Here is a 24,732-nt window from a genome sequence, read left to right on the forward strand (position 1 = left end):
TCCTTTCCCGAAGAGGAGATACGTGTACGGCAAGAGACCCCTGGGCGGCTTCGTCGCCGCCGCAGTGGTGCTGGGAGCGGCTGTGGCCATCGGCCCGGCGTCCCCAACGGCACAGGCACAGCCGACGCCTGAGGTGGTCATCCCCGGGGTGACCAGCGAGGTTCCCGTCCACAGTTACGTGGTGAACGCGGGCCCGAACGGATATCTGCGCATAGAGGAGGGGCGGGGCGCGATCTGGCGCTCGTACGGGGGTGTCTCGGACGTCGAGGTCGACGCCGAGGCGAAGCCCTGGCCGTCGTACGAGTGGGGCTCCGGGTCGGACGTGGTCGCGCGCCACCAGGAGGCGGCGGGCACCGTCGCCCTGCGCGACATGGTCACGGGCCAGACCGCGACCGTGCAGCTGCCGACGGGGCACACCTACCTCAGGGCGCTCGGCTGGAACGTCCTGACCCGCACCGGGTCGGGGTCCGAGACCCGCTTCCACGTGCTCGACGTGCAGACCGGACAGCTGCGCGACCGGCTCGTCGAGGGGCTGCCCGCGGGCAACGGCGCGAACGGTGCCGGCGTGGGCGACGCCGAAGGGCTGGTGCTCGGCTGGAGCGGCCAGTACTTCTGGCTGGACGTGACGCAGCAGCGCGCGTTCCCCATCGGCGTGGACGCGTCGACGACCGTCGGCGAGATGGCCCTGACACCGGACCGGCTGCTGGTCCGCGGCTACGGCAAGGTGTCCGTGTTCCGGCGCGACGATCTGACGAAGCCCGAACTCGTCCGGCCGCTCACCGGCGACGCCGACGTCCGGCTCCTGGGCCTGGTGGGCAACGAGCTGATCGTCGCCCGGCACGACCCGGCGCTCGGAGTCGGCACCTGGGACATGCCCACCTGGCGCGTCGACGCCGAGCCGCTGGACGGCTCGCCCACCCGTACGCTCCTGGCCCGCACGAAGGACCTCGCGACCGCGACTCCGAGCGGCGGTCTGCTGGTGCACGGCGGGCCGAGCACCTCCGAGTGGGGTGTCCAGCGGATCGAGGCGGACAGCACCGGGCGGGCCGTGGTCGGCCCCGACACCCGGGTCGCGACGCGGATCGTGCCGAACACGGTGAACCGGCTGTCGTTCCACCAGGGGCGACTGACCAGCCTGGAGAGCGTCGCGGCGGTCGGCCGGACGGGCATGTACACGCGCACGGCGGAGCCCGAAGGGGGCACGGTCGTCCACGGCGCGCGCCAGGACCGCGGCTGGCTGCCGCCGCTGCCCGACCGGTGCTCCCTCATCATCTGCCCGAGGGTCGACGAGACCGGCGACGGCCGCATCGTCTACGGCGGCCCGCTGGGCACCGGCCCGAGCCAGGGCGTCCTGCCGATCCACCGGCTGGACGAGGGCCGGCAGCTGCCCGGCACGAAGTTCGACGTCGGCACGCAGTCGCAGGGCATGATCGGCAGCTGGGGCCGCTGGACCGTCGCGTACGCGATGCTGTCCGACGGCTCGCCGGAGACGCGGATCGTGGACACCGACACCGGCCAGGTGGTGCGGAAGCTCCCCGTCCAGCCGAGGTCCCTGTCGGGGACGACGCTGTGGGCGCACGGCCAGGGCCACGGCACGATCGCGGGCTACGACATAAGGACCGGCGCCCGCGTGAAGGAGCTGTACCTCTCGGGCTGCTTCGTCGAGGGCGCCGAGTCGGTCGGCCGCTGGCTGCACTGGATCTGCTCCGGGTCGCGGGACGACGAGGGCGTGCTGGACCTGGAGACGGGCGCGGTCACTCCTCTCGGCATCGGCTACGGCAACCGCGCCAAGCTCGGCGACGGCTTCGTCGCCTACCCGCAGGACGGCAAGCTCAAGGTGAAGGACCTGCGCGACGGCGGCACGGTCCACGAGATCGACGCCAACCTGAACGCCATCGACGCGGCGTGGGACATCGACCCGGCGACGAACACGATCGCCTGGGCCGACGCGAAGGGCGCGATCCACCTCGTGGGCAGCGGCGTCGCCACGTCCGCGCTCACCGTGGCCGACTCCGCCGCCGCTGCTTCCGTGAACGTCAAGAGCGCTGCCTGGAAGCCGCGGTGGTGGCTGTCCGAGCCCGCCGCCTCCTGGACGCTGACGCTGAGGAACAAGGCGACCGGCGCCGTGGTGCGCACCCTCTCGGGCGCCAAGGCGCGCGGCCTGGTGAGCCCCTCGTGGGACGGCAGGGACACGGCCGGAAAGCTGGTCGCGAACGGCGCCCACACCTGGACGCTGACGGCGAAGCCTGCCGACGGCCAGGGCGCGGACGTGAACGTCTTTGGCACGGTGTCGGTCACGGGCGCTGCGCCGGTGCGGCGCGACCTGGTCGGAGACGACGGCTTCGGTGACCTGCTGGTGATGGACTCGACGGGTCTGGTGTCGCTCTACAAGGGCACGGGCACGGGCGGGTTGTCGTCGCGGATCGCGGGTACGGGGGCGAAATTCGCGACGAGCGCGGTGCTTGTGCCGTCGGGTGATGTGAACGGTGACCGCTGCAACGACGTGCTGGTCCGCCTCGGAAACGAGCTGCGGTCCTACCGGCCGGGCTGCGGCAAGATCGTCTCCGCTTCCTCGCCGTACACGTCGATCGGCACGGGGTGGGGTCAGTACGACGTGTTGACGACTTCGGGTGATGTGAACGCCGATGGCCACATCGATCTGATCGCACGTCAGACGACGTCGGGTGACATGTACTTCTACGCGGGGACGGCGGATCACCGGTTCAAGAGCCGGGTGAAGATCGGCACGAACTGGAAGACGTACACGAAGGTCGTCGGCGCGGGTGACCTGAACGGCGACGGGCGCGGTGACCTGCTGGGCGTGGACAAGGCGGGTGCGCTGTGGCGGTACCACGGCACGGCGACGGGCGGTGTCACCTCCCGTGTGAAGCTGGCCGACGCGTGGGGTTCGGCCTACACGACGGTGGTCGGCATGGGCGACATCACCGGTGACGGCAAGCCGGATCTGGTGGCGCGTGACACGGCCGGGAAGCTGTTCCGGTTCAGCGGGACCGGGACGGGCACGCTGGCCGGGCGGGTCCAGATCGGCACCAGCGGCTGGGCCGCCTTCAAGGGCCTGTACTGACCGTTTCCCGTTCGGCTCGCCCGCCCGGCGCTGCGGGCGAGCCGAACGGGACGGGGCCGGAGTCGGATACCCGATCGGTTCCGGGGATCTCTTTGGTTATGCTCAGGGGTGTTGCGCCGAGGGCCGTTAGCTCAATTGGCAGAGCAGCGGACTTTTAATCCGTTGGTTGTGGGTTCGAGTCCCACACGGCCTACCACTCAGCCCCAGGTCAGAAGCGTTCTGGCCTGGGGTTGACCTTGTTTCGGGAACTCGATCGCGGTCCTGCCGGCCCGAAGGGCAGACGAACGGCTCCCCGGCTGGGGAGCCATGCCACGATTCCGGCGTGATCAGGGGCGCGGCGACGGAGACGTGTCACGTCCAGGACAGCCCGCGCACCTGCGCCGAGGTGATGACGGCCGGTGTGGAGTCCGTCGGTGAGGCCGGGTAGTAGACCACCTCGAAGCGGACCCTCTCGTCGGCGGCGACCGAGCCGCCGTGCGGGAAGTCCGGGAAGCTGGAGCCGGCCGTGGTCAGGCGTTCCACGATCGGGCCGGTCCAGCGTGAGCCGTTGGGACGCAAGTGGTAGAAGCGGCCCTGGAGCGTCCCGCCCGCGGGGGCCGTCACCGTCAGGTGCATCGCGCCGGTGTAGCGCACGGAGGATGTGAGCAGGTCCGCCGAGCCGACGGGGACGGGGGTCCAGTCGCCCGGAGGCAGCGTCGTGTCGGTGCCGGAGGCGAGATTCCAGTTGTCGGGCATGTCTTCCTCCTCGGACGGCGGGGCGGATGCGAGACGGTCGGCGATGCGTTCGCGCATCGAGCCCATCGTGAAACCGCGCGGGTCGACCTTCCCCGGCTGCCACTCGAGGTGTCCGATGACGCTGCGGTGGGTCCAGCGGTGCGCGCGGCAGATCGCGGCGGCGGCCTTCTCGATCGCCTCGAGCTGGGCGGCGGGCCACGGATCCTTGCCGTCGCCGAGGTTGATGCACTCGAAGCCGTAGAAGTGACGGTTGCCGTCGGTGTTCGCCTCGTCGTCGGGAGGCAGCGCGCTCTCCTCGATCACGGCGCGCAGGACGTCGTCGTCGCCCAGGCCGGCGTGGTTCGCCCGGCCGTTGCCCACGAGGTAGACCGTGCCGTCCTTGGCGATGACGCCGTGGCACAGCGGTCCGGGCAGGTTGGCGTAGCCGTTGTAGCAGAGCTCCACCGAGGACTCGGTGCCCGACGTGACGGTGTGGTGGATCATCACACCGTGCACCGGGGCCCAGGGGCCCACATGGTTGCGGTTGTTGGTGCGCCAGCTGCGGTACTCCACCACGCGCAGCCCTTCGTTGCGTAAGGCTGTGAGCAGTTGGTCGGCGGACAGCGGTTCGGCCATCGGGTCTCCTCTCGGTGTGCGTCACGGTGTGGTCGCGCAACGATCGGTGGTCAGAGCTGGGATACCCAATGGGCGTACGGTCCACCCGGGTTGTCGCGGCGGCGGAGGCCCACGACCGGGTCGAAGGCCGCGAGGAGGGGTCGCGAAGCCGCCGCCCCTTGCCGCCGTGAGGAACGCGTCGACGACCTTCCGGCGGCGGGCGGGATACGGGTCGGGCGCGGGTGCGCCGCCCCGGACGGGGCGGCGGGGGTCGGCGAGCCGGTGGGCGGCCGGCGGCCTACGGAGCGCAACGGGCGCGATCTCCCCGGACGGACACCCCGAACCTGATGTGCCCCGCTTCTCTCGTCGTCCCGCCTGTGCACAGGACTGACGTGCGGAACCGAACCGATGTGAGGCTCCGGGTAGCTCACGCGGCCGGATCGGTCGCCGGAACGACCGGATCAGGGGCCGGACAGGGGGCAGGATCCGGGCCGTACGGGGGCCGGATCGGGCGGGCGGAACGAAAAAAGGGAGGTCGGAGCGGAAAATGGAGTGGATCTTGCTCCGGATGGCGTAAGGTTGTGTTCACCGACGCGGGGTGGAGCAGCTCGGTAGCTCGCTGGGCTCATAACCCAGAGGTCGCAGGTTCAAATCCTGTCCCCGCTACTGAAGACGACGGCCCGGCAATCGAAATGATCGATTGCCGGGCCGTCGCCGTTTCCCGGCGACTTTCACCTCGGATTTTGTGCGGCCGGACGTGGCAGGTCGCCGCTCGCCGCAGGGGCGCGCAGCATGGGAGATGCATGGCGGCGGTCAGTGGCCGTGGGCGGAGCGGCAGGGAGAACACCTGTGGGGCGAGAGCAGAGCAGGAGGTACGTTGCGCCGTGGCTTGTGCGCCTTCTGCCCGCAGCGATGATCCTCGGCGGTGTGGTCTTCGACCTGCTGACGCCTCCCCGTTTCACCGCGGTGCCGCTCTACGCGGCGGCACCGCTCATCGCGGCGCCGATCGTCACATGGGGCATGACGCTGCTCATCGGTATCGCCGCCGTCCTGGCGACGAGCGGTATGCACGCCTACAACAACACCTACGCCCAGATCACCGCGGTCACCGAGACGAGCACGGTGTTCACCGTGGCGGCCTTCGCGCTGCTGATCAACGGAATCGTGGTGCGGGGCAGCGCACGACTGGCCTCGGCGCGGGTGATCGCGGAAGCGGCGCAGCGTGCCGTGCTGCCCACCCCGGCTGACCGGATCGCCGGACTGCACGTCGCCGCGCGGTACGAGGCGGCTCAGGCGGACGCGTTCATCGGCGGCGACCTCTTCGCCGTGCAGGACACTCCGCACGGGGTGCGGCTGATCGTCGGCGACGTGCGCGGCAAGGGCATGGAGGCGGTGGCGGTCGTCGCCGTGCTGATCGGGGCGTTCCGGGAGGCCGCCGAGCAGGAGAGCTCGCTGGAGGGCGTGGCGCAGCGGCTGGAGCGGGCGCTGAAACGTGAGGGCATGCGGCGCGAGGAGGCGGACGCCATGGAGGGGTTCACCACCGCCGTGCTCGGTGAGATCCCGCCCGGCGACCGGGCGGGAGACGGGACCGTACGGCTGGTGAACCGCGGCCACCCCGACCCGCTCGTGCTGCACGCCGACGGCGCTCTGGACGTGCTGGAGCCGTCCGAGGCCGCACTGCCGCTGGGGATGGGCGACCTCGCAGCGTGGCCGGACCACGCGCAGGAGTATCCGCTGCCCGCCGGGTCGACGCTGCTGTTCTACACGGATGGCCTGTCCGAGGCGCGCGACGCCCGAGGCGTCTTCTACGACCCGGGCGAACGGCTCCGGGGCAGCATCTTTCCCGGTCCCGAGGCACTGCTCGATGCGCTGGTCGACGATGTGCGCCGGTACACGGGCGGCGGGTCGACCGACGACATGGCGCTTCTGGCGGTCGGCCGGCCGGGGGAAGGGCAGCCGGAGCGGCGGCGAACGGTTCCGGTCGTGGCCTTCGAGGACGAGGGCGGGGCGCATCGGCGGCGGGGGGCGACGGCGCGAGCGGGCGGTACGAGCGGGAGCCGCCGGCCCGGCCGAACGGGGTGAGGGGCGGCCGGGCCGGTGGGTGGCGGCTGGGGGGTTGCGCAGGGCGCGCGAAGGACGGGCAGTGGGTAGCCGCTGGGCGGCCGCTGGGCGGGCAGGCAGGGGCGCGGAGGACACGGGCGGAGGACGCTCGCAGCGCATCCGTACGGTGCGTAGTCGGAGCGTGCCACTGTGCATAACATTTGACGCAACGTCAGAAACGGTAGTCGATCCGCGGGTTGATCAAGTCGCCCGATTCCGCCACCTTCTGTCCCGGTAAGTCTCGGCCATGGCCCTTAATGATCACTCGGAACAGCTTGGAATACGGCCCCGCCGTCTATTAACGTTCGATAACGCAGCGCGGTTGTCCCAGTCGTCGCAAGAGGCGGCACCGTGCGCACGCGCCGAATCCCGCAAGGGAACCGGGGAACCACCAATTGGGGTGAATCGGGCGCCTTTTGCCGCTCAGTCCGCGGCCGAAGACGCCTGTAGGAGACCTTCCTGCTCCGAACCCGTCAGCTAACCCGGTAGGCGAGAAGGAAGGAAAGGAGTACGCCTTCGTGGCGTCCAACATGCCTGCCCCCGAGGCCCCGTTCGCGCCCGCTCCCTTCGGCGGCGACGCCGCGGAGCGGACGTGGGAGGAATGGAATCCCACCGAGGAATCCATCCGTCCGGTGCGCGGCCGGCACCGCGTCGTCAAACAGCGCGGCGGGCTCGCCCGCAGCTCCACCGTCCTCGGCGTCGGCGTCTTCGCCGCGGTCGGCGCCGGTGGCATAGCGACCGCCCAGGACAAGCCCCCGGTCTCCATCTCCCTCCCGGACTCGATCGCGGACAACCTCCCCGACGCCAAGTCCCTTCCGGGTGTGGGCTCCCTCATCTCCGACGACGCCGGGTCCGAGGGCTCCCAGGCCGACGCGCCGCTCACCGCGATGAGCACCGGCGCCGGCGATGGAACGGCCACCGGAGAGCAGACCGCCGGCGAGGCGCTGCGCGCCCGCATCCTCCAGCAGGCCGAGCAGCAGCGGGCCGAGGCGGACGCCGAGGCGAAGGCCGCCGCCGAGAAGCTGGCCGCCGAGCAGGCCGCCGCCGCGGCGGCGAAGCAGCAGAGCGAGGCCGAGGCCGAGGCGGCCGAGGCGAAGCGGAAGGCCGAGGAGGCCGCGCGGGCCAAGGCGGAGGCGGAGCGCCTCGCCAAGCTCGCCGCGAGCTACGCGCTGCCCACCTCCTCGTACACGATCACCTCCACGTACGGCGAGGCCGGCTCCATGTGGTCCTCCGGCCAGCACACCGGTCTGGACTTCGCCGCCCCCACGGGCACCCCGGTCAAGGCCGTGCACGGCGGCACGGTCAAGTCGGCCGGCTGGTCCGGTTCGTACGGCTACCGCATCGTGCTGGAGCTGGAGGACGGCACCGAGGTCTGGTACGCGCACCTGTCGTCGATGACGGCGAGCGCGGGTCAGAAGGTCGCCACCGGCGAGACCATCGGCCGCGTCGGCGCGACCGGCAACGTCACCGGGCCGCACCTGCACATGGAGGTGCACACCGCGGGCGGCTCCGGCCTCGACCCCATGGCCTGGCTGCGGGACAAGGGCCTCACGGTCTGAGCGACCGAGGGACAGGGCGCCTGCGGGCGGACGACCCAAGGCAGAGCGAACGCAGGGACTGACAGGCGCGCGGTACGGAGCTTCCGTGCCGCGCGTCCCCATGTCTCCGCCGGCCCTGGCGCACACCCCCCGACGCCAGGGCCGGCGGAACCGCGACGCCCCGGCGACAGGGGCACGAGGGTGGAATACCCCCGGCCGGATGTGCCGTTGATCGACTCATGACTTCTCTTCGCACGCTCGGTTCGTCCGACCTCGCCGTCTTCCCGCTGGCTCTCGGCGGCAACGTCTTCGGCTGGACCGCCGACCAGGACCGGTCCTTCGCCGTGCTCGACGCGTACGCCGCCGCCGGCGGAAACTTCGTCGACACCGCCGACAGCTACTCCTCCTGGGCACCGGGCAACGAGGGCGGCGAGTCCGAGACCGTGATCGGGAACTGGCTGGCCTCGCGCGGCAACCGCTCCGAGATCGTCCTCGCCACGAAGGTGGGCGCCCACCCGCAGTACAAGGGCCTGTCCCCGGTGACCATCAAGGCGGCGGCCGAGGAGTCCCTGCGCCGGCTCCGCACCGACCACATCGACCTCTACTACACGCACTTCGACGACCCGTCCGTCCCCGTCGAGGAGATCATCACGGCCCTCGACCGGCTGGTGAAGGACGGCAAGGTCCGCGCGATCGCCGCCTCCAACCTGAGCGCCGAGCGCCTGCGGGCGTCGCTGGACTTCTCCGAGAGCGAGGGCCTGGCCCGGTACGTGGCACTGCAGCCGCACTACAACCTCGTCTCCCGCGACACCTACGAAGGCGACCTGCAGGACACGGCCGCGCGGGCCGGTCTGGCCGCCGTCCCCTACTACGCGCTCGCGTCCGGTTTTCTCACCGGCAAGTACCGTCCCGGTGCGAGGGTCGACAGCGCGCGGGCGCAGGGCGCGGGCAGGCACCTGGAGACGGAGCGCGGCCTGAAGGTGCTCGATGCGCTCGACCGGATCGCCGGGGCGCGGGGCGCCGAGGTCGCCACCGTCGCGCTCGCATGGCTTGCCGCGCAGCCGACCGTCGTCGCGCCGATCGCCTCCGCCCGTACGGTCGAGCAGTTGCCGGCCCTGGTCGCGGTCGGCGAACTGGAGCTGACCGAGGAGGAGCTCGCCGAGCTGACGGCCGCGTCTGTGGAGGGGCGGGTGTCGGCCGAGGCGTGATGTCGGGCCGCACGGCGGGTGGCGCACGGGGCAGGCGCGGGGCCCGGACGTGGTTGTCGGGCGCGCGGCGGGCGGCGCAGGAGGGGGCTCGGGCGTCGGCTTGGACGGGGGCTTGCAGCGGTCCCGGTCAGCGGCGGTACGGGTTGTAGCCGCCGTAGTCGCGGTGGGGTGGCGGCGCGACCACCCGGCCCGTCGCCTGCGCCGCGTACACGAGCGCGGGCGCGGCCACGTCCCTGCGACGCCACAGGTGGTGCAGCAGCTCGCGCTCGCGCTCCGCGAAGTCCGGGCCCGCCGCGCCGCGGTGGGCCCGGTGGCGGAGAAAGGCGAGCGACGTCGCGAACGACTCGTACTCGGTCACCGCGTGGCCCGCGGCCGGTCCGTACGTACGGCGGGCGAAGTCGCGCGCCATCGTGCGGGCGCGCATCGAGGACAGGGCCCGCGGCTCGGCCGCCGCCAGCCAGCCCGCGGCCGCGTAGGCGGGCAGCTCATGGGAAATCGTGCGCAGCTCGCGCTGCCGGGTCCATATGGTCAGCCACGTCAGCAGCCCGAAGGCGGGCACCATGAAGGCCGCGTACACGCCGTAGAAACCCCACGGGCTCAACAGCGACGCGGAGCCGTTCCACAGGGCGTGCATGCCCATCGCGAGGGCCAGGCCCAGCAACGGCAGCGCCATGCGCCGTATTCGGTGGCGCTGCGCGGACAGTGCGGCGACGCCGAAGCCGATGCCGGTGAGCACCGTGAACAACGGGTGGGCGAACGGCGACATCACGATCCGCACGAAGAACGTCGCCGCGGTGACCGATGCCAGGCCGGAGGTGCCGAACGCCTGGTCCTCGCCGAAGGCGTTGCCGAGATACAGGATGTTCTCCGTGAAGGCGAAGCCGGTCGCAGTGAAGCCCGCGACCACGACCCCGTCGACGAGGCCCGAGAAGTCCCGTCTGCGGAAGACGAAGAGCAGCAGGATCGCCGCCGCCTTGGCGCTCTCCTCGACGATCGGCGCTATCACGGTCGCGCCCAGGGTGTCGGCGGAGGTGGGATCAGCCGTGGCGGTGGCTATCCAGCGGGTCGCGAAGGAGTTCGCGATGATCGCGATCAGGGCGGCGGCGCACGCGCCCCAGGCGAACGCGAACAGCAGATTCCGCCAGGGGCCCGGCTCGACCCGGTCCAGCCAGCGGAACGCCGCCAGCAGCAGCGGCACCGGCAGTGTCGCGAGGCCGAGGCCGACCAGGAAGCCCTGCGTGCCGGTCTGTTCCCGGACGAGTGCGAGGATCACCAACCCGCACAGCGCGAGCAGGGTGATCAGCACGCCCGCGCGGACCGCACGGCTGCGCCACAGCCGGGCGGCACGCAGCCGGTGACGCCGCCCGGTGCTCGGCGGCATGCCGCCGATCGGCCCGGCTCCCTGCTCCTGCCGGCAAGCGGGCACCACCGGGTGCGGCGGGCGGCTCGCCGTGGGGTGCTGCGCGGACGACTCGGACACCCGTCGACCCTAACGAGAGGGACTGACACCTGGCGACGGTGCGCGGTACTTCGCGGTAATTGGCGGGGCGGCGCGGCTCTGCACCGTCGTGACGCTTCGCGTCGTGATGCCTTGACCGTCATGCCGTGGTTGTGACGCTCCGCGCTGTGATGCCTTGACCGTCATGCCGTGGCTGTGACGTCCCGCGCTGTGACGTCTTGACCGTCATGCCGTGGCCGTTGTGCCTCGGTCGCGCCGCCCTTGGCCGTCAGGCCTGCGGCTGTGTCCGGCGGAACAGCAGGTCGTGGACCTGGTGCCCCTTGTCCAGGCCTTGGCCTTCGAAACGGGTCAGTGGACGGAATGCGGGGCGCGGGGCGTAGCCGCCGCCCGGGACGGTGTTCTCGAAGTCCGGGTGCGCGGTGAGGACGTCGAGCATCTGTTCCGCGTACGGCTCCCAGTCGGTCGCGCAGTGCAGGACCGCGCCGGGCTTCAGACGCCGGGCGGCGAGGGTCAGGAACTCCGGCTGGATCAGCCGCCGTTTGTGGTGCCGCTTCTTCGGCCACGGGTCCGGGAAGTAGACGCGTATCCCGTCGAGCGAACGGGGCGGCAGCATCTCGCGCAGCAGGATGATCGCGTCGCCGTTGGCGACCCGCACGTTGGTCAGGCCGTTGCGCTCGGCGAGGCCGAGGAGGTTGCCCTGCCCGGGGGTGTGCACGTCGACGGCGAGGATGCCGGTGTCCGGGTCGTCGGCGGCCATCTGCGCCGTGGCCTCGCCCATCCCGAACCCGATCTCCAGGACGACCGGCAGGCCGCCGAACATCTCGTCGAGGTCGAGCACCCGGTGCCCGTCGATGTCGAGGCCCCACACCGGCCACAGCCGCTGCAGCGCTTCGCCCTGCCCGGCCGTCACCCGGCTGCGGCGAGGCTGGAAACTGCGGATGCGCCGCTCGTGGTGCGAACCGGCCGGATCGGCGGCGGGCCCGCCGGGGAAGCGCGGCTCGCCCTTGGCACGGATCACCGGCCGGGTGGCGTCGGGGGTGGTGTTTCGAGACTCAGACACAGTGCCTCGATTCTACGAGGCCGGGCGACGGGCCCTGCGGGTGTCGCCGTTCACGGGCGACGGGCCCTGCGGTGTCACTGTTCGCGGGCGACGGGCCCTGCGGTGTCACCGTTCGCGGGCTGGCGGCCCTGCCTCGTCACCGCTCCGGAGCCACGCCCTGCGCCCCCGTCGGGTGCGCGCGGTCCGCCGCCAGGGCTTGGAGGGCACGGCGCGCCACCTCCCGTCCGATCGGCAGCGACGCCGTCGCCGCCGGGGACGGCGCGTTCAGCACATGGACCGTTCGCGGCGCCTCGCGGATCAGGAAGTCGTCGGCCAGCGTCCCGTCCCGCAGCACCGCCTGGGCCCGCACTCCCGCCGGGGCCGGACGCAGGTCGTCCTCCGTCACCGCAGGGAGCAGCCGGCGCACGGCCTGTGTGAATGCGCGCTTCGACAGGGAGCGGTGCAGCTCGCCCGCCCCGTAGCGCCAGTGGCGGCGGGCGATCCGCCACGAGCCCGGCCAGCGCAGGGTGTCCGCGAGTTCCAGGGGGTGCACGGCGGACCAGCTGTAGCCCTCACGGGCCAGTGCGGGGACGGCGTTGGGACCGACGTGGACGCCGCCCTCGATGCCGCGGGTCAGATGCACGCCGAGGAACGGGAACGCCGGGTCCGGCACCGGATAGACCAGGCCGCGCACGAGTTCGGGGCGGACCAGGTCGTAGTACTCGCCGCGGAAGGGGACGATCCGCATCCCTGGGTCGTCGCCCGCGAGCCGCGCCACCCGGTCGCAGTGGAGGCCCGCGCAGTTCACCAGGGCCCGCGCCCGCACCACCGTCCCCGACACCGTGCGCACCGCGACGCCCCAGGGCCGGCGGTCGATCTCGGTGACCTCCTCGCCGTACCGCACGTCTGCGTCGGACGCGAGCGCGAGCTGTGCCGCCACCGCGCCGTAGTCGCACACGCCGGTCGTGCCCACGTGGATCGCCGCCAGACCGTGCACCTCGGGCTCGTACTCGGCGATCTGCGCCGGGCCCAGCTCGCGCACCGGAATGCCGTTCTCCCGGCCGCGCTGGACGAGGGCGTGCAACCGGGGCAGCTCGTCGCGGTCCGTGGCGACGATCAGCTTCCCCGTGACCTGGTGGTCGATGCCGTATTCGGCGCAGAACTTGACCATCTCGGCCGCGCCGCGCACCGCGAAGCGGGCCTTGAGGGATCCGGGGCGGTAGTAGATCCCGCTGTGGATCACACCGCTGTTGCGCCCGGTCTGATGGCGGGCCGGGCCCCGCTCCTTCTCCAGGACCGTCACCCGGGTCCCGGGCGCCGAGCGCGTGAGGGCATACGCCGCCGACAGGCCGACGATCCCGCCGCCGACCACCAGCACGTCACAGTCGAAGCTCCGCCCGGACGCCGTCACCGCGTCACCTCCCACCCCGATAGTGCACTGGCCCACCGACCCTGTGCTTAAACCAGCGTCCGGCAAGGGGCGCGCGTCACCCGCCCCGATGCCCGTCCCGCCGCGGAAGGCCCGACGACCCGCCGCGGAAGGCCCGACGTCCCGCCGCGGAAGGCCCGACGTCCCGCCGCGGAAGGCCCGACGTCCCGCCGCGGAAGGCCCGACGACCCGCCGCGGAAGCAGCCGATGACCCGCCGTCGACGCACCCGATGAACCGGCCGGTGGCGCACCCCCGGTCCGGCCGACCACCGCGCCTGGACCACCGCGCCCCGGCGCGACCGGTTCCGGCCGCCCCGCTACGCCGGCGCCGCGAGCAGAGGGCGGGCCCGCTCCCGCAGCTCCATCACCTGGGGCTCGTCCCCGTAGGGCTCCAGGCGGTGCAGCAGGTCCCGTACGTACTCGGTGGTGCGCGCCGAGGAGATCCGGCCGGCCACCTCCACCGCCCGCGTGCCCGCCGCGCACGCCGCGTCCAGGTTCCCCGACTCCAGCTCGGCGACCGCCGAGACGACCAGGCGCAAGCCGTGCGACCGTACGAACTCCTCCGTCGGCCGCGACAGCGCCTGCTCGGTGAAGCGGCGCACCTGGCGGGGAGCCTTTAGGTCCCGGTAGCACTCGGCGGCGTCGGCGGCGAAGCGGTCGTAGGAGTAGAAGCCGAGCCACGACGGGTCGGGGTCGCCCTCACGGGAGCGCTCCAGCCAGCCCTCCGCGGCCCTCAGCGCCTGACCGGCCGCGGCGGCGTCGTTCGCCTTGGCGTGCGCACGGGCCTCCACCAGGCGGAAGAAGCTCATGGTCCGGGCGGTGGCGAGGCCGCGGTTGCGCTCCAGCGCGGCCTGCGCGAGGTCGACGCCCTCGTCGGCGAAGCCCCGGTAGGTGGCCTGCAGCGACATCGAAGCGAGCACATAGCCGCCCAGCGGCACGTCTGCCGCGGCGCGCGCGAGCCGCAGTGCCTGGATGTAGTAGCGCTGCGCCGCCTCCTGCTGGCCGGTGTCGAAGGCCATCCACCCGGCCAGCCGGGTCAGTTCGGCGGTGGCGCCGAACAGCGCGCGGCCCACCTCGTCCGAGTACGAACCGAGCAGCAGCGGGGCCGCGTCCACGCGCAGGCACTCCGGGACCATCGACGAACGCCAGTCCCCGCCGCCGTACTTGGAGTCCCAGCGGCGGGCGTCCTCCGCCGCCTCGCGCAGTTTGGCCACATCGCTGTGGCCCACGCGCACGGGAGTGTCGGCGCCGTCCGGCGTTTCGGGGGCGACCGGTGCGGATCCGCCGACGGGGGCGGCCTGCGCGGCAGCCGCGGGGGCGCCGACGAGCCGCTCGACCGACGGGTCCGCGGGGGTTATCAGCCAGCGCGAGGCAGGGGTCGCGTACGCGCTCACCGCGAACGAACCGGCCAGCGACTGCCAGATGCCCCCGCCGCCCGCCCGCCGGCCGGCAAGATCCAGGCGGTACAGCTCGGTGGCCGATTTCACCGCCTCGCCCACGTCCCGCGGGAAGGCCAGACCGACCTCGGGGGCCGGGTCGGCGTCCGCCAGACCGATCTCGTGCAGCGGCACGGGACGGCCCAGCTTGGCCCCGATGGCAGCGGCGATGAGATGGGGCGCGGAGCCCTGCGGCACCATGCCCTTGGACACCCACCGCGCCACCGACGTCTTGTCGTAGCGGAGGGTCAGACCGCGCTGCGCCCCGAGGTCGTTGACCCGCCGGGCGAGGCCGGCGTTGCTGATTCCCGCGAGGGCGAGAACGGTGCCGAGCTTTTCGTTCGGCCCGCGTTGCTCCCTGGACATGCGCCACCCCTCGACACACAGACAGCTGCCGTGACGCCCGCGGCGCACGGCATTCGTGCTGTGTCCTCCCGGTTCGCACACCCCCCGCTCCCGAGCGGTCCCGGCTGCAAAAGCAGGTGGCCGAGCCCTTCGGAATATGCGCTCCTGCCGAGGACAGCAGTAAACCCAGCGTAGTTCGCCACATCCCTACCGTTAAGAGGCGGTGTTCCGTATGGCGGGATTGTTGTGCGGGCGGGAGCGCGGCACCCGGCCACCGTGCTACCGCCGTGTGGCCGTGCGCCCGTCCGTGCGCTCTGGCCGAGGAGATTCTCGGCGGGCTTCCATGAGTACCGCGTGGGTCGGCCCACTGCGTACTGGAACCAGTGGGCTGGGGGAGACTGCCGCCTCAATCCCCGCGGGCGGCGGGCCGGTCCGGGAGGCGAACTCCGCCTCCCGGGCTGGAAGTTGGGACCAAAGTCGTCACTGAGAATGGCCGAATGCCGTCTGTTCCGGGGAGCCTCCCGAGCCCCCGTCCGGCCTTGCGCGAGGCTTCGGGCGGCCGGCCGGCCGTCGGTAAATCGCCCATGCCAGGGGCGTGTTCACTTTTTGCGCGCGCTACCAGGGCCCACTCCTGCGCGCCTCCTTCGTGGCAGCATGTTCCCGAACGGCTTCGGGAAACGGTGGAGGCGGGGATGCGGTGGCTGGTGGGGTGGAGCAGTATCGCCGCGAACTTCGGCACCGCAGGGGTCGTCGGAGGCATCGACGGCCTTGACGAGCTCGACGGCGACGGCCGCACCGTCCACCCCGTCGGAGCCCAACTGCTGTGGGGAGACCCCGATCCGCTGTGGGCGGTCGGCGACTGGCGGCCGGACGAGGTCCGGGTCGTCACGGCCGAACCGCCCGTGCGTTCCGTGCCCGGCGGGGGAGCGCATCCGCCCGCCATCACCCGGCTCGCCGTCCTCGGCTGCTGCGCCGCCAGTGACGAACAGCTGCGCGTCGGGCTGTTCGCGGCGCGCGGCGGCGCACTGAGGCATCTGACCGCATGGGCCGGCAGCTACACCGTCGTCGTCCAGGCGGGGCGCCGCATCACCGTCGTGGGCGATCTCGCGGGCGCCCGCCCCGTCTTCTACACACCATGGGCCGGCGGCACCGCGTACGCCACCGCCGCGCTCCCCCTCGCCGACCTGATCGAGGCCCAGCTCGACATCGGGCACCTGGCCGCGCTGCTCGCCTGCCCCGAGACACCGGAGGCGCTGCGCGACTCGACCCCGTACGCGGGGGTCAAGCGCATCCCGCCGGGACACGCGCTGATCCTGCGGGAGGGCTCGCGGGAGATCACGGGGTACGAACCGGTGGCGTCCCTGGCCGTCGCAGGGCCGCAGATCGATCCGGCGCAGGCGGTCGAGGGGGTGCGGGACGCGCTGGTCGAGTCGGTACGGGCGAGGCTCACCGCCCCGCGGCACGCACCGGAGACACTGCCGCCCGACCCGGGGCCCGTGCCCGGTATGGGGCCCGCCGAACGCCGTGCCGCGCGCGGGGCGCCCGCCCCCGGCATCGGCGCCGACCTGTCCGGAGGCAGCGCCTCCAGCACGCTGGCGCTGCTGGCCGCCGGGCTGCCCGGTGTGCCCGGCACCGTGCTCGGCCACGGGACGGGCGCGGGCGAGCGGCTGCTCGCCGTGACCTTCAACGACCTGGTCACCAGCGGGCGCGAGGCGAGCGAACCGGAACTGGAACGCGCCCGCACCATCGCCGCCAACCCCCGGCTGCACCACGTCGTCGTTGCGGCCGGGGAGGAATCCCTGCCGTATGCCGGGCTCGAATCGGGGCCGCTCACGGACGAGCCCGCGCCGTCCCTGGTCACCGCCGAACGGCACCGCAGCCGACTCGCCGCAGGCAGCGCCGACCACTTCACCGGAGCAGGCGCACGGCAGGTGCTGGACGCGCATCCGGCGCGGCTCGCGGATCTGCTGATGGACCGGCGCCGGCGGCATCTGCTGCGGCCGGTCACCGCGCTGGCCCGGGCCGACGGGGCGTCGCCGCAGTCGCTGTTCGTGCCGCTCACGGTGTACCGGGCCGCGCGGCGCCTGGCCCGTACGCCCTACCGCGCCGGAGTCGAGGCCGCTGCCGACCGGCTGCTCGCCGCCAACCGCACGGGCGCTGTCGGCCTCAACGGCGCGGTGGGCGCCTCGCTCGCCGCCCTGAACTGGGCGCGGCCCGGGCCCGCGGCGCGCTGGCTGACCGGCGAGGCGCTCGCTGAAGTATCGGTTCGCCTGATGGAGGCGGCGACGCGGCCGACGTCCGTGCAGCGGCCCGGCGAGGCACGTGCCCGGGCGGCGCTCACCCGTCACGCGGCGGACCAGCGGATCCTGGAACAGGCCGCCGAGATCCGCAGCCAGCGGCTGCACGCACCCTTCCTCGACAACCAGGTCGTACGCGCCAGCCGGGACCTCCCCGAATCGCTGCGCGTCCAGCCGGGGGCCCGGGCATCGGTGCTGCGCACGGTCCTCGCCGGAGCGGGCATCCACGATCTCCCGCCGGGCTGGGGCGCCACGACGCACGCCTCGCACACGGCGACGGCGGCGGCCCGGACCGGTCTGCGGGCCGCACTCCCGCACCTGATGGCCCTGTTCGACGCTCCGCTGCTCGCGGACGCGGGCCTGGTCGAGGCCCGTGTCGTCCGCAAGGCGCTACGGGCCGCCTCGGAGGGCGAACCGGTCCCGCTGGACGGCCTGGCCGACCTGGTCTCCACGGAACTGTGGCTGCGCCGGCTCCTGTCCCGCCGCGGCACCTGCTGGACGGGCACGGCGGCCCCCCGCCGCCGCGCGGTGGCAGGCGGCGTCCCCAAACGCCGGACGCTGCAGGCGTAGCGGCGGGGCCGGGCCGGGGTCCCGCCCCCGCCGCCTGCCCCCGGCCCGTGCCTAGCGGCAGGTGATCCGGGACTGTGCCCAGTCCGCCAGTGCCGCTGTCGCCGGCGGGTCCTCCGGTTCCACGACCAGGCGCAGGGTCTCGTGGCCGACGAGCGGCACATGCACCGGCACGGCCGCGTCGCCGTGGCGGACCGCGGGCGAGCGCCAGAGCCGTACGCCGTCCCCGTACACCGAGAAGCGCACCGAACGCAGACCCGGCGTCAGGTCGTCGACGCCGACGAACGCGTCATAGGCGGTGCATTCGCGGTTCAGGTCGATGGTGACGGACGACCTGCCGTGCACCGTCACCCCGTGCCCGTACTGCTCGCCGCCGATGGACATGCCCCAGCGCCGCCACATCCAACTGCTCTCGTTGTGCCGCACCTCGGGGCCGGTGTGGTCACCGACGATGCCGTAGTCCAGGCGGTTGACCTGGTAGATCTCGGGCGGTGACGTCGGAGGCGGCGTGGGCTTGGGGGCCGGCGTCGCGGTGGGCGTCTGCGTCGGTGTGGAGGAGGGCTTCGGCTCGGCGGGCTTCGGCTTCGGAGTCGGAGTCGGAGCGGGGGGCGTGGTGGGGGCAGGAGGCGGCGTCGGCTTCGGGCTGGGCTGCACCGGCGGAGCAGCGGGCGGGGCCGGCGCCGACGGTTCCGGCTCAGGCCGAGGCGCGGGCGGCTCGGGTGTGACGGGCTGGGCGACCGGGGGCTTGGCCACCGGCTTCGGGGCGGGCGCGGGGTCGCCCGCGAGCGTCCATACCAGCCCGGCGGTCGCGGCGACGGCCGCGGCCACCGTGATCCCCGCCTTCGCGGGGACGCCGAGGCCCTTCGCCGCGGCTCCGCCTGCGGCCCCGCCCGATGGGCCTCCGGTGGCTGCCGCGGCGGCTCCGGTCCCAGCGGCGCCCGCCGCCCCGGCGGCGACCATCCCGGCCGCCTTGAGGGAGTACCCGGCGGCGAGCCAGCCGATGACCGCGACCGGCAGCAGGGCCGGGATGCCCGCGTTCACATGGGCGAGTTCACCGGCGGCCAATCGGCACTTGACGCACTCGTCCAGGTGCTTGCGCAGGCCGCGCTCCGCCCGCATCCGCAGCCCGCCACGGGCGTAGGCGCCGAGCCGGTCGGCGTACCGGGCGCAGTCGCCGCCCGCGGTGAGCGTCGTGCTCACATGGGCCTGGAGATACGCCTGCTTGAGGCCCTCTCTGGCCCGGTTGGCCAGCACCGCCGTCGCGTTGGCGGTCAGGCCGAACAGCGGAGCGACCTCGCTCGGTGACTCCTCCTCCACGGTCGTGTGCCACAGCACCGCCTGCCAGCGCTCCGGCAGGGACCGGAAGGCCTGCATGGCGAGCGACTGCTCGGCCTCGTGCATGGCGCGCACGTCCGCCCCGAGGTCGAGCGTGCCGTCGGTCGCCGCGTCCGTGCTGCGGGAGGCCTCCGCGACGAACACCGCGAAATCGTCGACCAGTTGCTCACGTTTCGCCGTCTTTGCCCAGGCAGCCGCGACCCGGCGGACGGTCGTGAGCAGATACGCCCGCACCGCATGCTCCGGCCCCGCGCCGCCGCGTACCGCCTGGAGCGTCCGAGCGAAGACCTCCGCCGTCAGATCGTCCGCGGTGTGCGCGTCGCGGCAGCACGTGCCCGCGTACCGCCGGACGGCGTCGGAGTGGCGGCGGAACAGCTCCTCATAGGCGCTGTCGTCGCCGTCCCGCATGTGCCGGATCAACTCGGCGTCCGACAGCGGCAGCTCGCGCGGCGGCGACAGCACGGAGCCGAGTCTGCCGCCGCGCTGCCGCGGAACGGTGTGCGCCACCGTGCCCGCGTCCGCCGGACCGGGCTCGCGCAGCACGCCCTCGTCGGCGGCCCCGCCGACAGCCGGGCGCGCCGCCCGCGCCGCGCCGCCCCGACCGCCCTGGCTCGGCACGTGCTGCGGCGGCCCGGCCGTCCCGGAGGCGCGGGTATCGCCGAGTGACTCGTCCTGATGGTCACCGCTCATCGCGGAAGCCCCCGTAAGCACTTCAGACCCGAATGACCGGGCAAGCGTGCCACAGGGCGGCTGTACGCCGGACCCTCGCGCACCGCAACCACTCGTCCCGGCGACTCCCCGGAACCCCGCACCGCCGGTCATCCGAACGGGCAGGACCAATCGGTCGTACGGACATGACCGGTCGACGACGGTGCCCCGTTGCGCATGAGCCCCGTGCAGGTGCGCGCGTCCCCGTGCGGAAGGTCACGCGGATCGCGGCCGCAAGCCCTCCAGCAGGATGTCCAGCAGCCTGGCCGACGCGGCCTCCTGCTGAGCGGCATCGGGCAGCGACGGTGCCGCAGTGGCGATGACCAGCAGCACATCGGCCACGGTCACGTCACCGCGCAGCTCACCCGCGGCCCGCGCCCGCTCGACGAGCTGCCCCACGACCTCCAGCAGGTCCGCCGCACCCGCGTCGTCCTGCTCCTCGGCCGGTATCGGGCGCGGCCCGACCACTCGCAGCCCGGACGGTGCGCCCGCCCGCTGCTGCGGTACCCGCAGCTCTTCCCGCACGTCACCGGACAGGTCGTCGACGCCGCCACCCGCCGCATCCTCGCCGTCCACCCGGACCCGAAGCACCTGCGGCGGAAGCAGCCGCCCCGCACCGGAGGCCACCGAAGTGCGCAGGAACCGGGAGAGCGCCGACCACGGCTCCTCCTCCTGCCCGAGTGCCGTCCGCGCCTGGTCTGTCAGCCGCGAGATCTCCTCGGCGGCTATGCGCCGCACCAGCACGTCCTTGCTGGGGAAGCGGCGGTACACCGTGCCCACGCCGACGCGGGCGCGGCGCGCCACGTCCTCCATCGGCGCGCCGTACCCCAGCTCGCCGAACACCTCGCGCGCAGCGCGCAGTACATGCTCGAGATTGCGCTGCGCGTCCACGCGCAGCGGAGCCGAACGGCCCGTCCCGAGCGGACCCGTCGGTCCGCTTCCCTGGCTGTCGGCCATCGATGCCGGCGCGACAGCGGTCTGCCAATGCGAATCCTGGATGTGCATAAGCGTTCCCCCGGTCATGTCGTCTCCCCCCGGAGACATCCCCGCCCTGGTCTGCCGGGCGCGCCGTACCCGGCGCCCCGACCGCCTACGAACATAGTTGAGCCGGGGTCAATTCAGAAGGGGGTACTTCGCACAGAGCGCCCCCCGATCGGAGCAAGGCCCGGAAGGGTCCCTATTCCGCCCCCTGCCGCGCCCCACCTCGTCCGCCTGACCTGCGTGCCTTCCGTTATGCACCCAACTGTGCCGCGGTAGGGACGACGACGTCTTCCGGTCACACAATTCGCCGGGCCTGTGGACAAACGACCGAGGCCGTTGCGTCATGGGATGGTGAAGGCTGCAAACACCCGGGGCTCGACCTCCGGCACCTCGCCGCGCACGCGCATTCTCGTCGTCGGCGGAGGCTACGTCGGGATGTACACCGCGCTTCGCCTCCAGCGGAAGCTGAAGCCCGAGCTCGACCGCGGTGACGTCGAAATCGTGGTGGTCGCTCCCGACCCCTATATGACGTATCAGCCGTTCCTGCCGGAGGCCGCGGCCGGTTCCATCTCCCCGCGCCATGTGGTGGTCCCCCTCCGCCGGGTCCTCGGCAGGTGCACGATCGTCATCGGGGAGGCCCGGTCCGTCGACCACGCCAAGCGCACGGCGACCGTCACCACCCTGGCCACCGAGGAGGAGGGCACCGGGGCGGTCGAGATCACCTACGACGAGCTGGTCATCGCCCCCGGCTCGATCTCCCGTGCCCTTCCGGTCCCCGGCCTCGCCGACTACGGCATCGGTTTCAAGACCGTCGAGGAAGCCATCGGCCTGCGCAACCACGTCATCGAGCAGATGGACATCGCCTCCTCCACCCGTGATCCGGCGATCCGCGATGCGGCCCTCACCTTCGTCTTCGTCGGCGGCGGTTACGCGGGTGTCGAGGCGCTCGCCGAGTTGGAGGACATGGCCCGCTACACCTCGCGCTACTACCACAACGTCAAACCCGAGGACATGAAATGGATCCTCGTCGAGGCGGCCGGACGCATCCTGCCCGAGGTCGGCGAGGAGATGGGCCGTTACGCCATCCGCGAGCTGCGCGCCCGCAACATCGACGTACGGCTCGACACCCGGCTCGAGTCGTGCGAGGACCGCGTCGCCGTGCTCAGCGACGGCTCACGCTTTCCGACCCGGACCGTCGTCTGGACGGCCGGTGTCAAACCGGCACCCCTGCTCGCCGCGACCGATCTTCCGCGCGACGACCGCGGCCGACTCACCTGCACCGCGCACCTCACCGTCGACGGCGTCGCCCACGCCTGGGCGGCGGGTGACGCGGCGGCCGTCCCGGACGTCACCTCCGACAAGCCCGGCGCCGAATGCGCCCCCAACGCGCAGCACGCCGTTCGCCAGACCAAGGTCCTCGCCGAGAACATCGTGGCCGCGCTGCGCGGGCAACCTCTGCACGAGTACGCCCACACATACGCCGGTTCGGTCGCCTCCCTCGGACTGCACAAGGGCGTCGCCCATATCTACGGCCGCAAGCTCAAGGGCTATCCGGCCTGGCTGATGCACCGCGCGTACCATCTCAGCCGGGTCCCGACCTTCAACCGCAAGGCCCGGGTGCTCGCCGAATGGACCCTCGCCGGACTCTTCAAGCGTGAGATCGTCTCCCTCGGCTCCCTGGAGCACCCCCGCGCCGAGTTCGAACTCGCCGCGGGCGGTAGACGCAACGGAAAGGACAGTGGCCCGCCGCGAACCGCCGCCGAGGAGTCGGCGGACAGCTCCCCCGACGGCCCGTCGGGCATCTGACGCCGCCGATGGGAGCTGGGCGAAAAGGACTGTCAGTCCGGTCGGCCACACTGGACGTGTGACCATAGGTGGGCTCACACCTGCACAGAGTGACCCTTGGCGACGACCCCCATTGAGGCTAGAAAGTCAGTGAACTTCACGCGTTGGAGCCCCAGGCTCCCCGGTACGCAGCGTCGCGCCGCAGCACGGAGGACCGACCAAGGGCTCTCGCCGGTGCAGCGGGGCGAGGGCTCCGTGCCCGCGGCCCGCGGTGAGTCCGGCGGGCCGTCGGAGCCTGCCGCCGCCGTTCCGGCACTGGAGGACTTCTCCGTGCCGGAGATTCTCGGCCGTCTCCCCGCCCTGGTCGCCCTTGTGTACGGCCCCGAGCACCGCATCGCGTACGTCAACGAGGCCTATGCCGCCGCCTTCGGTCACCGCACGCCCGGCACCACGGCCGCCGACAGCTGTCCCGAGCTCGCCGAGCTGGGCCTGCTCCCCCTCATGGACCAGGTGCTGCGCAGCGGCAAGCCGCGTACGGTCAAGTCCCGCAAGATCCACGGTGGAGGGTCGTACACGGTCACCTGCCTGCCCGCCGAGCGGACCGACGGCTCCGAGGAGATTGAGGGCGTCCTCGTCTTCGCGGCCGACGTCACCGACCACGCCGAGGCCGCCGAGCGGCTGCGCGCCAGCGAGCGGCGGCACCGCGAGACCGCCGTGACCCTTCAGCGTTCGCTGCTGCCGCAGGAGTTGGAGCAGCCCGACGACCTGCGGTTCGCCGCCACCTACCAGCCGGGCGGTACGGACGCGGCGGTCGGCGGCGACTGGTACGACGTGATCACGCTCGGCGCCGGCCGCACGGCCCTGGTCATCGGCGACGTGATGGGCCGCGGTGTCCGCGCGGCCGCAGTGATGGGCCAGTTGCGCACCGCCGTACGGGCCTACGCCCGGCTGGACCTGCCGCCGCACGAGGTGCTCCAGCTGCTCGACGGGCTCGCCGCCGAGATCGATCCCAGCCAGATCGCCACCTGCGTGTACGCGGTCCACGACCCCAACGAGGGCCGTCTGGTGTACGCGTCGGCCGGGCACCTGCCGATCCTGGTACGCGACGAGGACGGCACGGTCCGCCGCGCCGACGAACCCACCGGCCCGCCGCTCGGCACCGGTGGCTATCTGCACACCTCGGGCTCGATCGACCTCCCGCCCGGCTCCACCGCCGTCCTCTACACGGATGGACTGGTGGAGCGCCGGCGCGAGGACATCGACGAGGGCGTGGCCGCGCTGGAGCGCGCGCTGTCCGGGGCGAGAGGCACTCCACAGGTGGTCTGCGACCGGCTGATCCGCTCCCTGGGGGTGACCGCCGAGCACGACGACGACGTCGCCGTCCTCGTCCTCCAGCACCCGTCCCGCGAGGGCACCGAGGCCGAGCTCTTCCACAACGCCGCGCTGGATCTCCTCGGCGGCATCGAGGCGGCGCCCCGCGCGCGTGCCTTCGCGTCAGGGGTGCTGGCCTCCTGGCGCTTCTCGCCCGAGCTGCACGATCTCGGGGTCCTGGCCGTCAGCGAACTCGTCGCCAACTCCCTGCAGCACGGCTCCCCGCCCATGTGCCTGCGGCTCCGCCGCACGGACCGCCGACTGATCGTGGAGGTGACGGACGGCGACGAGCACCTGCCGCGCCGGCGTCGGGCGGAGTCGGAGGACGAGGCGGGTCGCGGGATCTCGATCATTGCGACGATCGCCTCGTCGTGGGGAAGCCGGCGCACGCCGGGCGGGGGCAAGGCCGTCTGGTGCGAGTTCGCCCTGCCCTGATTCGCCCGGCAGCGGCGAGGGGCTGCCCGGCTCGTCGTGGCAGGGGCCATGGCGCTCCCCCACAGGAGGTCTCCTGAAGGGGGGAGCCCCAGGAGACGGCTGCGTTGCCGGAGTGCCCGAACAGCTCCGCTATGAGGGCACCCCGGCGCCTTGCGATGCTTCCCCCCGGTCCCGGGGAGACCCCATCCCTCGGCACCTGCGGGCCTGGAAAGACCCCATCCACCAGGTGCCGCGGTCTGTTGGGCCCTGATCCGCCGAACACCCGCTAGTGTCCTGCGCCAGAGA

At 72.8% G+C, this 24,732-nt stretch carries 14 protein-coding genes, 2 tRNA genes and 1 riboswitch; of the genes, 9 read left to right on the forward strand and 7 right to left on the reverse strand.

Features of this window, described 5'->3' with window-relative positions:
• The first annotated feature begins 22 nt into the window (after nt 1-22).
• Together J7E88_RS37170 and J7E88_RS30345 are read left to right on the forward strand one after the other, a co-directional pair.
• A complete protein-coding gene (locus tag J7E88_RS37170; protein ID WP_215186648.1) occupies nt 23-3,085 on the forward strand; it encodes an FG-GAP-like repeat-containing protein in 3,063 nt (1,020 codons plus the stop codon).
• A 120-nt stretch (nt 3,086-3,205) separates the two neighbouring features.
• Nucleotides 3,206-3,281, forward strand: a tRNA-Lys gene (locus J7E88_RS30345).
• A gap of 155 nt (nt 3,282-3,436) precedes the next feature.
• Here J7E88_RS30345 and J7E88_RS30350 read toward each other — a convergent pair.
• Nucleotides 3,437-4,435, reverse strand: coding sequence for a peptidoglycan recognition family protein (locus J7E88_RS30350; RefSeq protein ID WP_215186649.1), 999 nt, complete (start codon nt 4,433-4,435; stop codon nt 3,437-3,439).
• 571 nt (nt 4,436-5,006) lie between these two features.
• On the opposite strand from J7E88_RS30350, the gene J7E88_RS30355 reads away from it, so the two are divergent.
• The 4 genes from J7E88_RS30355 (at nt 5,007) to J7E88_RS30370 (ending at nt 9,260) form a co-directional block, all read left to right on the forward strand.
• Nucleotides 5,007-5,080 (forward strand) — tRNA-Met (locus J7E88_RS30355).
• Nucleotides 5,081-5,206: 126 nt separating this feature from the next.
• A complete protein-coding gene (locus J7E88_RS30360; protein ID WP_215186650.1) occupies nt 5,207-6,496 on the forward strand; it encodes a PP2C family protein-serine/threonine phosphatase in 1,290 nt (429 codons plus the stop codon).
• A gap of 368 nt (nt 6,497-6,864) precedes the next feature.
• Nucleotides 6,865-7,021, forward strand: a riboswitch (cyclic di-AMP (ydaO/yuaA leader).
• 11 nt (nt 7,022-7,032) lie between these two features.
• Nucleotides 7,033-8,073 carry a M23 family metallopeptidase gene (locus J7E88_RS30365; protein ID WP_215186651.1) on the forward strand — a complete coding sequence of 347 codons (1,041 nt, stop codon included), beginning with the start codon at nt 7,033-7,035 and terminating at the stop codon, nt 8,071-8,073.
• Nucleotides 8,074-8,291: 218 nt separating this feature from the next.
• Entirely contained in the window at nt 8,292-9,260 is a 969-nt protein-coding gene (locus tag J7E88_RS30370) for an aldo/keto reductase (RefSeq protein ID WP_215186652.1), read from the forward strand.
• Between the two features lie 127 nt (nt 9,261-9,387).
• On the opposite strand, the gene J7E88_RS30375 is transcribed toward J7E88_RS30370, so the two are convergent.
• The 4 genes from J7E88_RS30375 to J7E88_RS30390 all read right to left on the reverse strand — a co-directional run bounded on the left by J7E88_RS30375 (nt 9,388) and on the right by J7E88_RS30390 (nt 14,989).
• Nucleotides 9,388-10,740 (reverse strand): PrsW family intramembrane metalloprotease, encoded by a 1,353-nt coding sequence (locus J7E88_RS30375; protein WP_374196344.1) that lies wholly within the window; start codon nt 10,738-10,740, stop codon nt 9,388-9,390.
• Between the two features lie 247 nt (nt 10,741-10,987).
• Nucleotides 10,988-11,779, reverse strand: coding sequence for a tRNA (guanosine(46)-N7)-methyltransferase TrmB (trmB, locus tag J7E88_RS30380; protein ID WP_215186653.1), 792 nt, complete (start codon nt 11,777-11,779; stop codon nt 10,988-10,990).
• 136 nt (nt 11,780-11,915) lie between these two features.
• Nucleotides 11,916-13,169 carry an L-2-hydroxyglutarate oxidase gene (gene lhgO, locus J7E88_RS30385; protein WP_308307664.1) on the reverse strand — a complete coding sequence of 418 codons (1,254 nt, stop codon included), beginning with the start codon at nt 13,167-13,169 and terminating at the stop codon, nt 11,916-11,918.
• Nucleotides 13,170-13,504: 335 nt separating this feature from the next.
• Nucleotides 13,505-14,989 carry an MFS transporter gene (locus tag J7E88_RS30390; protein ID WP_215186654.1) on the reverse strand — a complete coding sequence of 495 codons (1,485 nt, stop codon included), beginning with the start codon at nt 14,987-14,989 and terminating at the stop codon, nt 13,505-13,507.
• A gap of 671 nt (nt 14,990-15,660) precedes the next feature.
• Here J7E88_RS30390 and J7E88_RS30395 point away from each other — a divergent pair.
• A complete protein-coding gene (locus J7E88_RS30395) occupies nt 15,661-17,835 on the forward strand; it encodes an asparagine synthase-related protein (RefSeq protein ID WP_215186655.1) in 2,175 nt (724 codons plus the stop codon).
• Nucleotides 17,836-17,886: 51 nt separating this feature from the next.
• Here J7E88_RS30395 and J7E88_RS30400 read toward each other — a convergent pair whose 3' ends face one another.
• Together J7E88_RS30400 and J7E88_RS30405 are read right to left on the reverse strand one after the other, a co-directional pair.
• A complete protein-coding gene (locus J7E88_RS30400) occupies nt 17,887-19,857 on the reverse strand; it encodes a sigma-70 family RNA polymerase sigma factor (RefSeq protein ID WP_215186656.1) in 1,971 nt (656 codons plus the stop codon).
• Between the two features lie 234 nt (nt 19,858-20,091).
• Nucleotides 20,092-20,880 (reverse strand): TetR/AcrR family transcriptional regulator, encoded by a 789-nt coding sequence (locus J7E88_RS30405; protein ID WP_215186663.1) that lies wholly within the window; start codon nt 20,878-20,880, stop codon nt 20,092-20,094.
• A 324-nt stretch (nt 20,881-21,204) separates the two neighbouring features.
• Between J7E88_RS30405 and J7E88_RS30410 the strand changes: the two genes are divergently transcribed.
• The gene (locus J7E88_RS30410) at nt 21,205-22,662 is read left to right on the forward strand and encodes an NAD(P)/FAD-dependent oxidoreductase (protein WP_215186657.1); all 1,458 of its coding nucleotides are present in this window, start codon (nt 21,205-21,207) and stop codon (nt 22,660-22,662) included.
• Between the two features lie 129 nt (nt 22,663-22,791).
• Nucleotides 22,792-24,447, forward strand: coding sequence for a SpoIIE family protein phosphatase (locus J7E88_RS30415; RefSeq protein WP_215186658.1), 1,656 nt, complete (start codon nt 22,792-22,794; stop codon nt 24,445-24,447).
• Nucleotides 24,448-24,732: the final 285 nt, after the last annotated feature.

Origin of the sequence: Streptomyces sp. ISL-10, from assembly GCF_018614575.1 — a bacterium.
GTDB lineage: Bacteria > Actinomycetota > Actinomycetes > Streptomycetales > Streptomycetaceae > Streptomyces.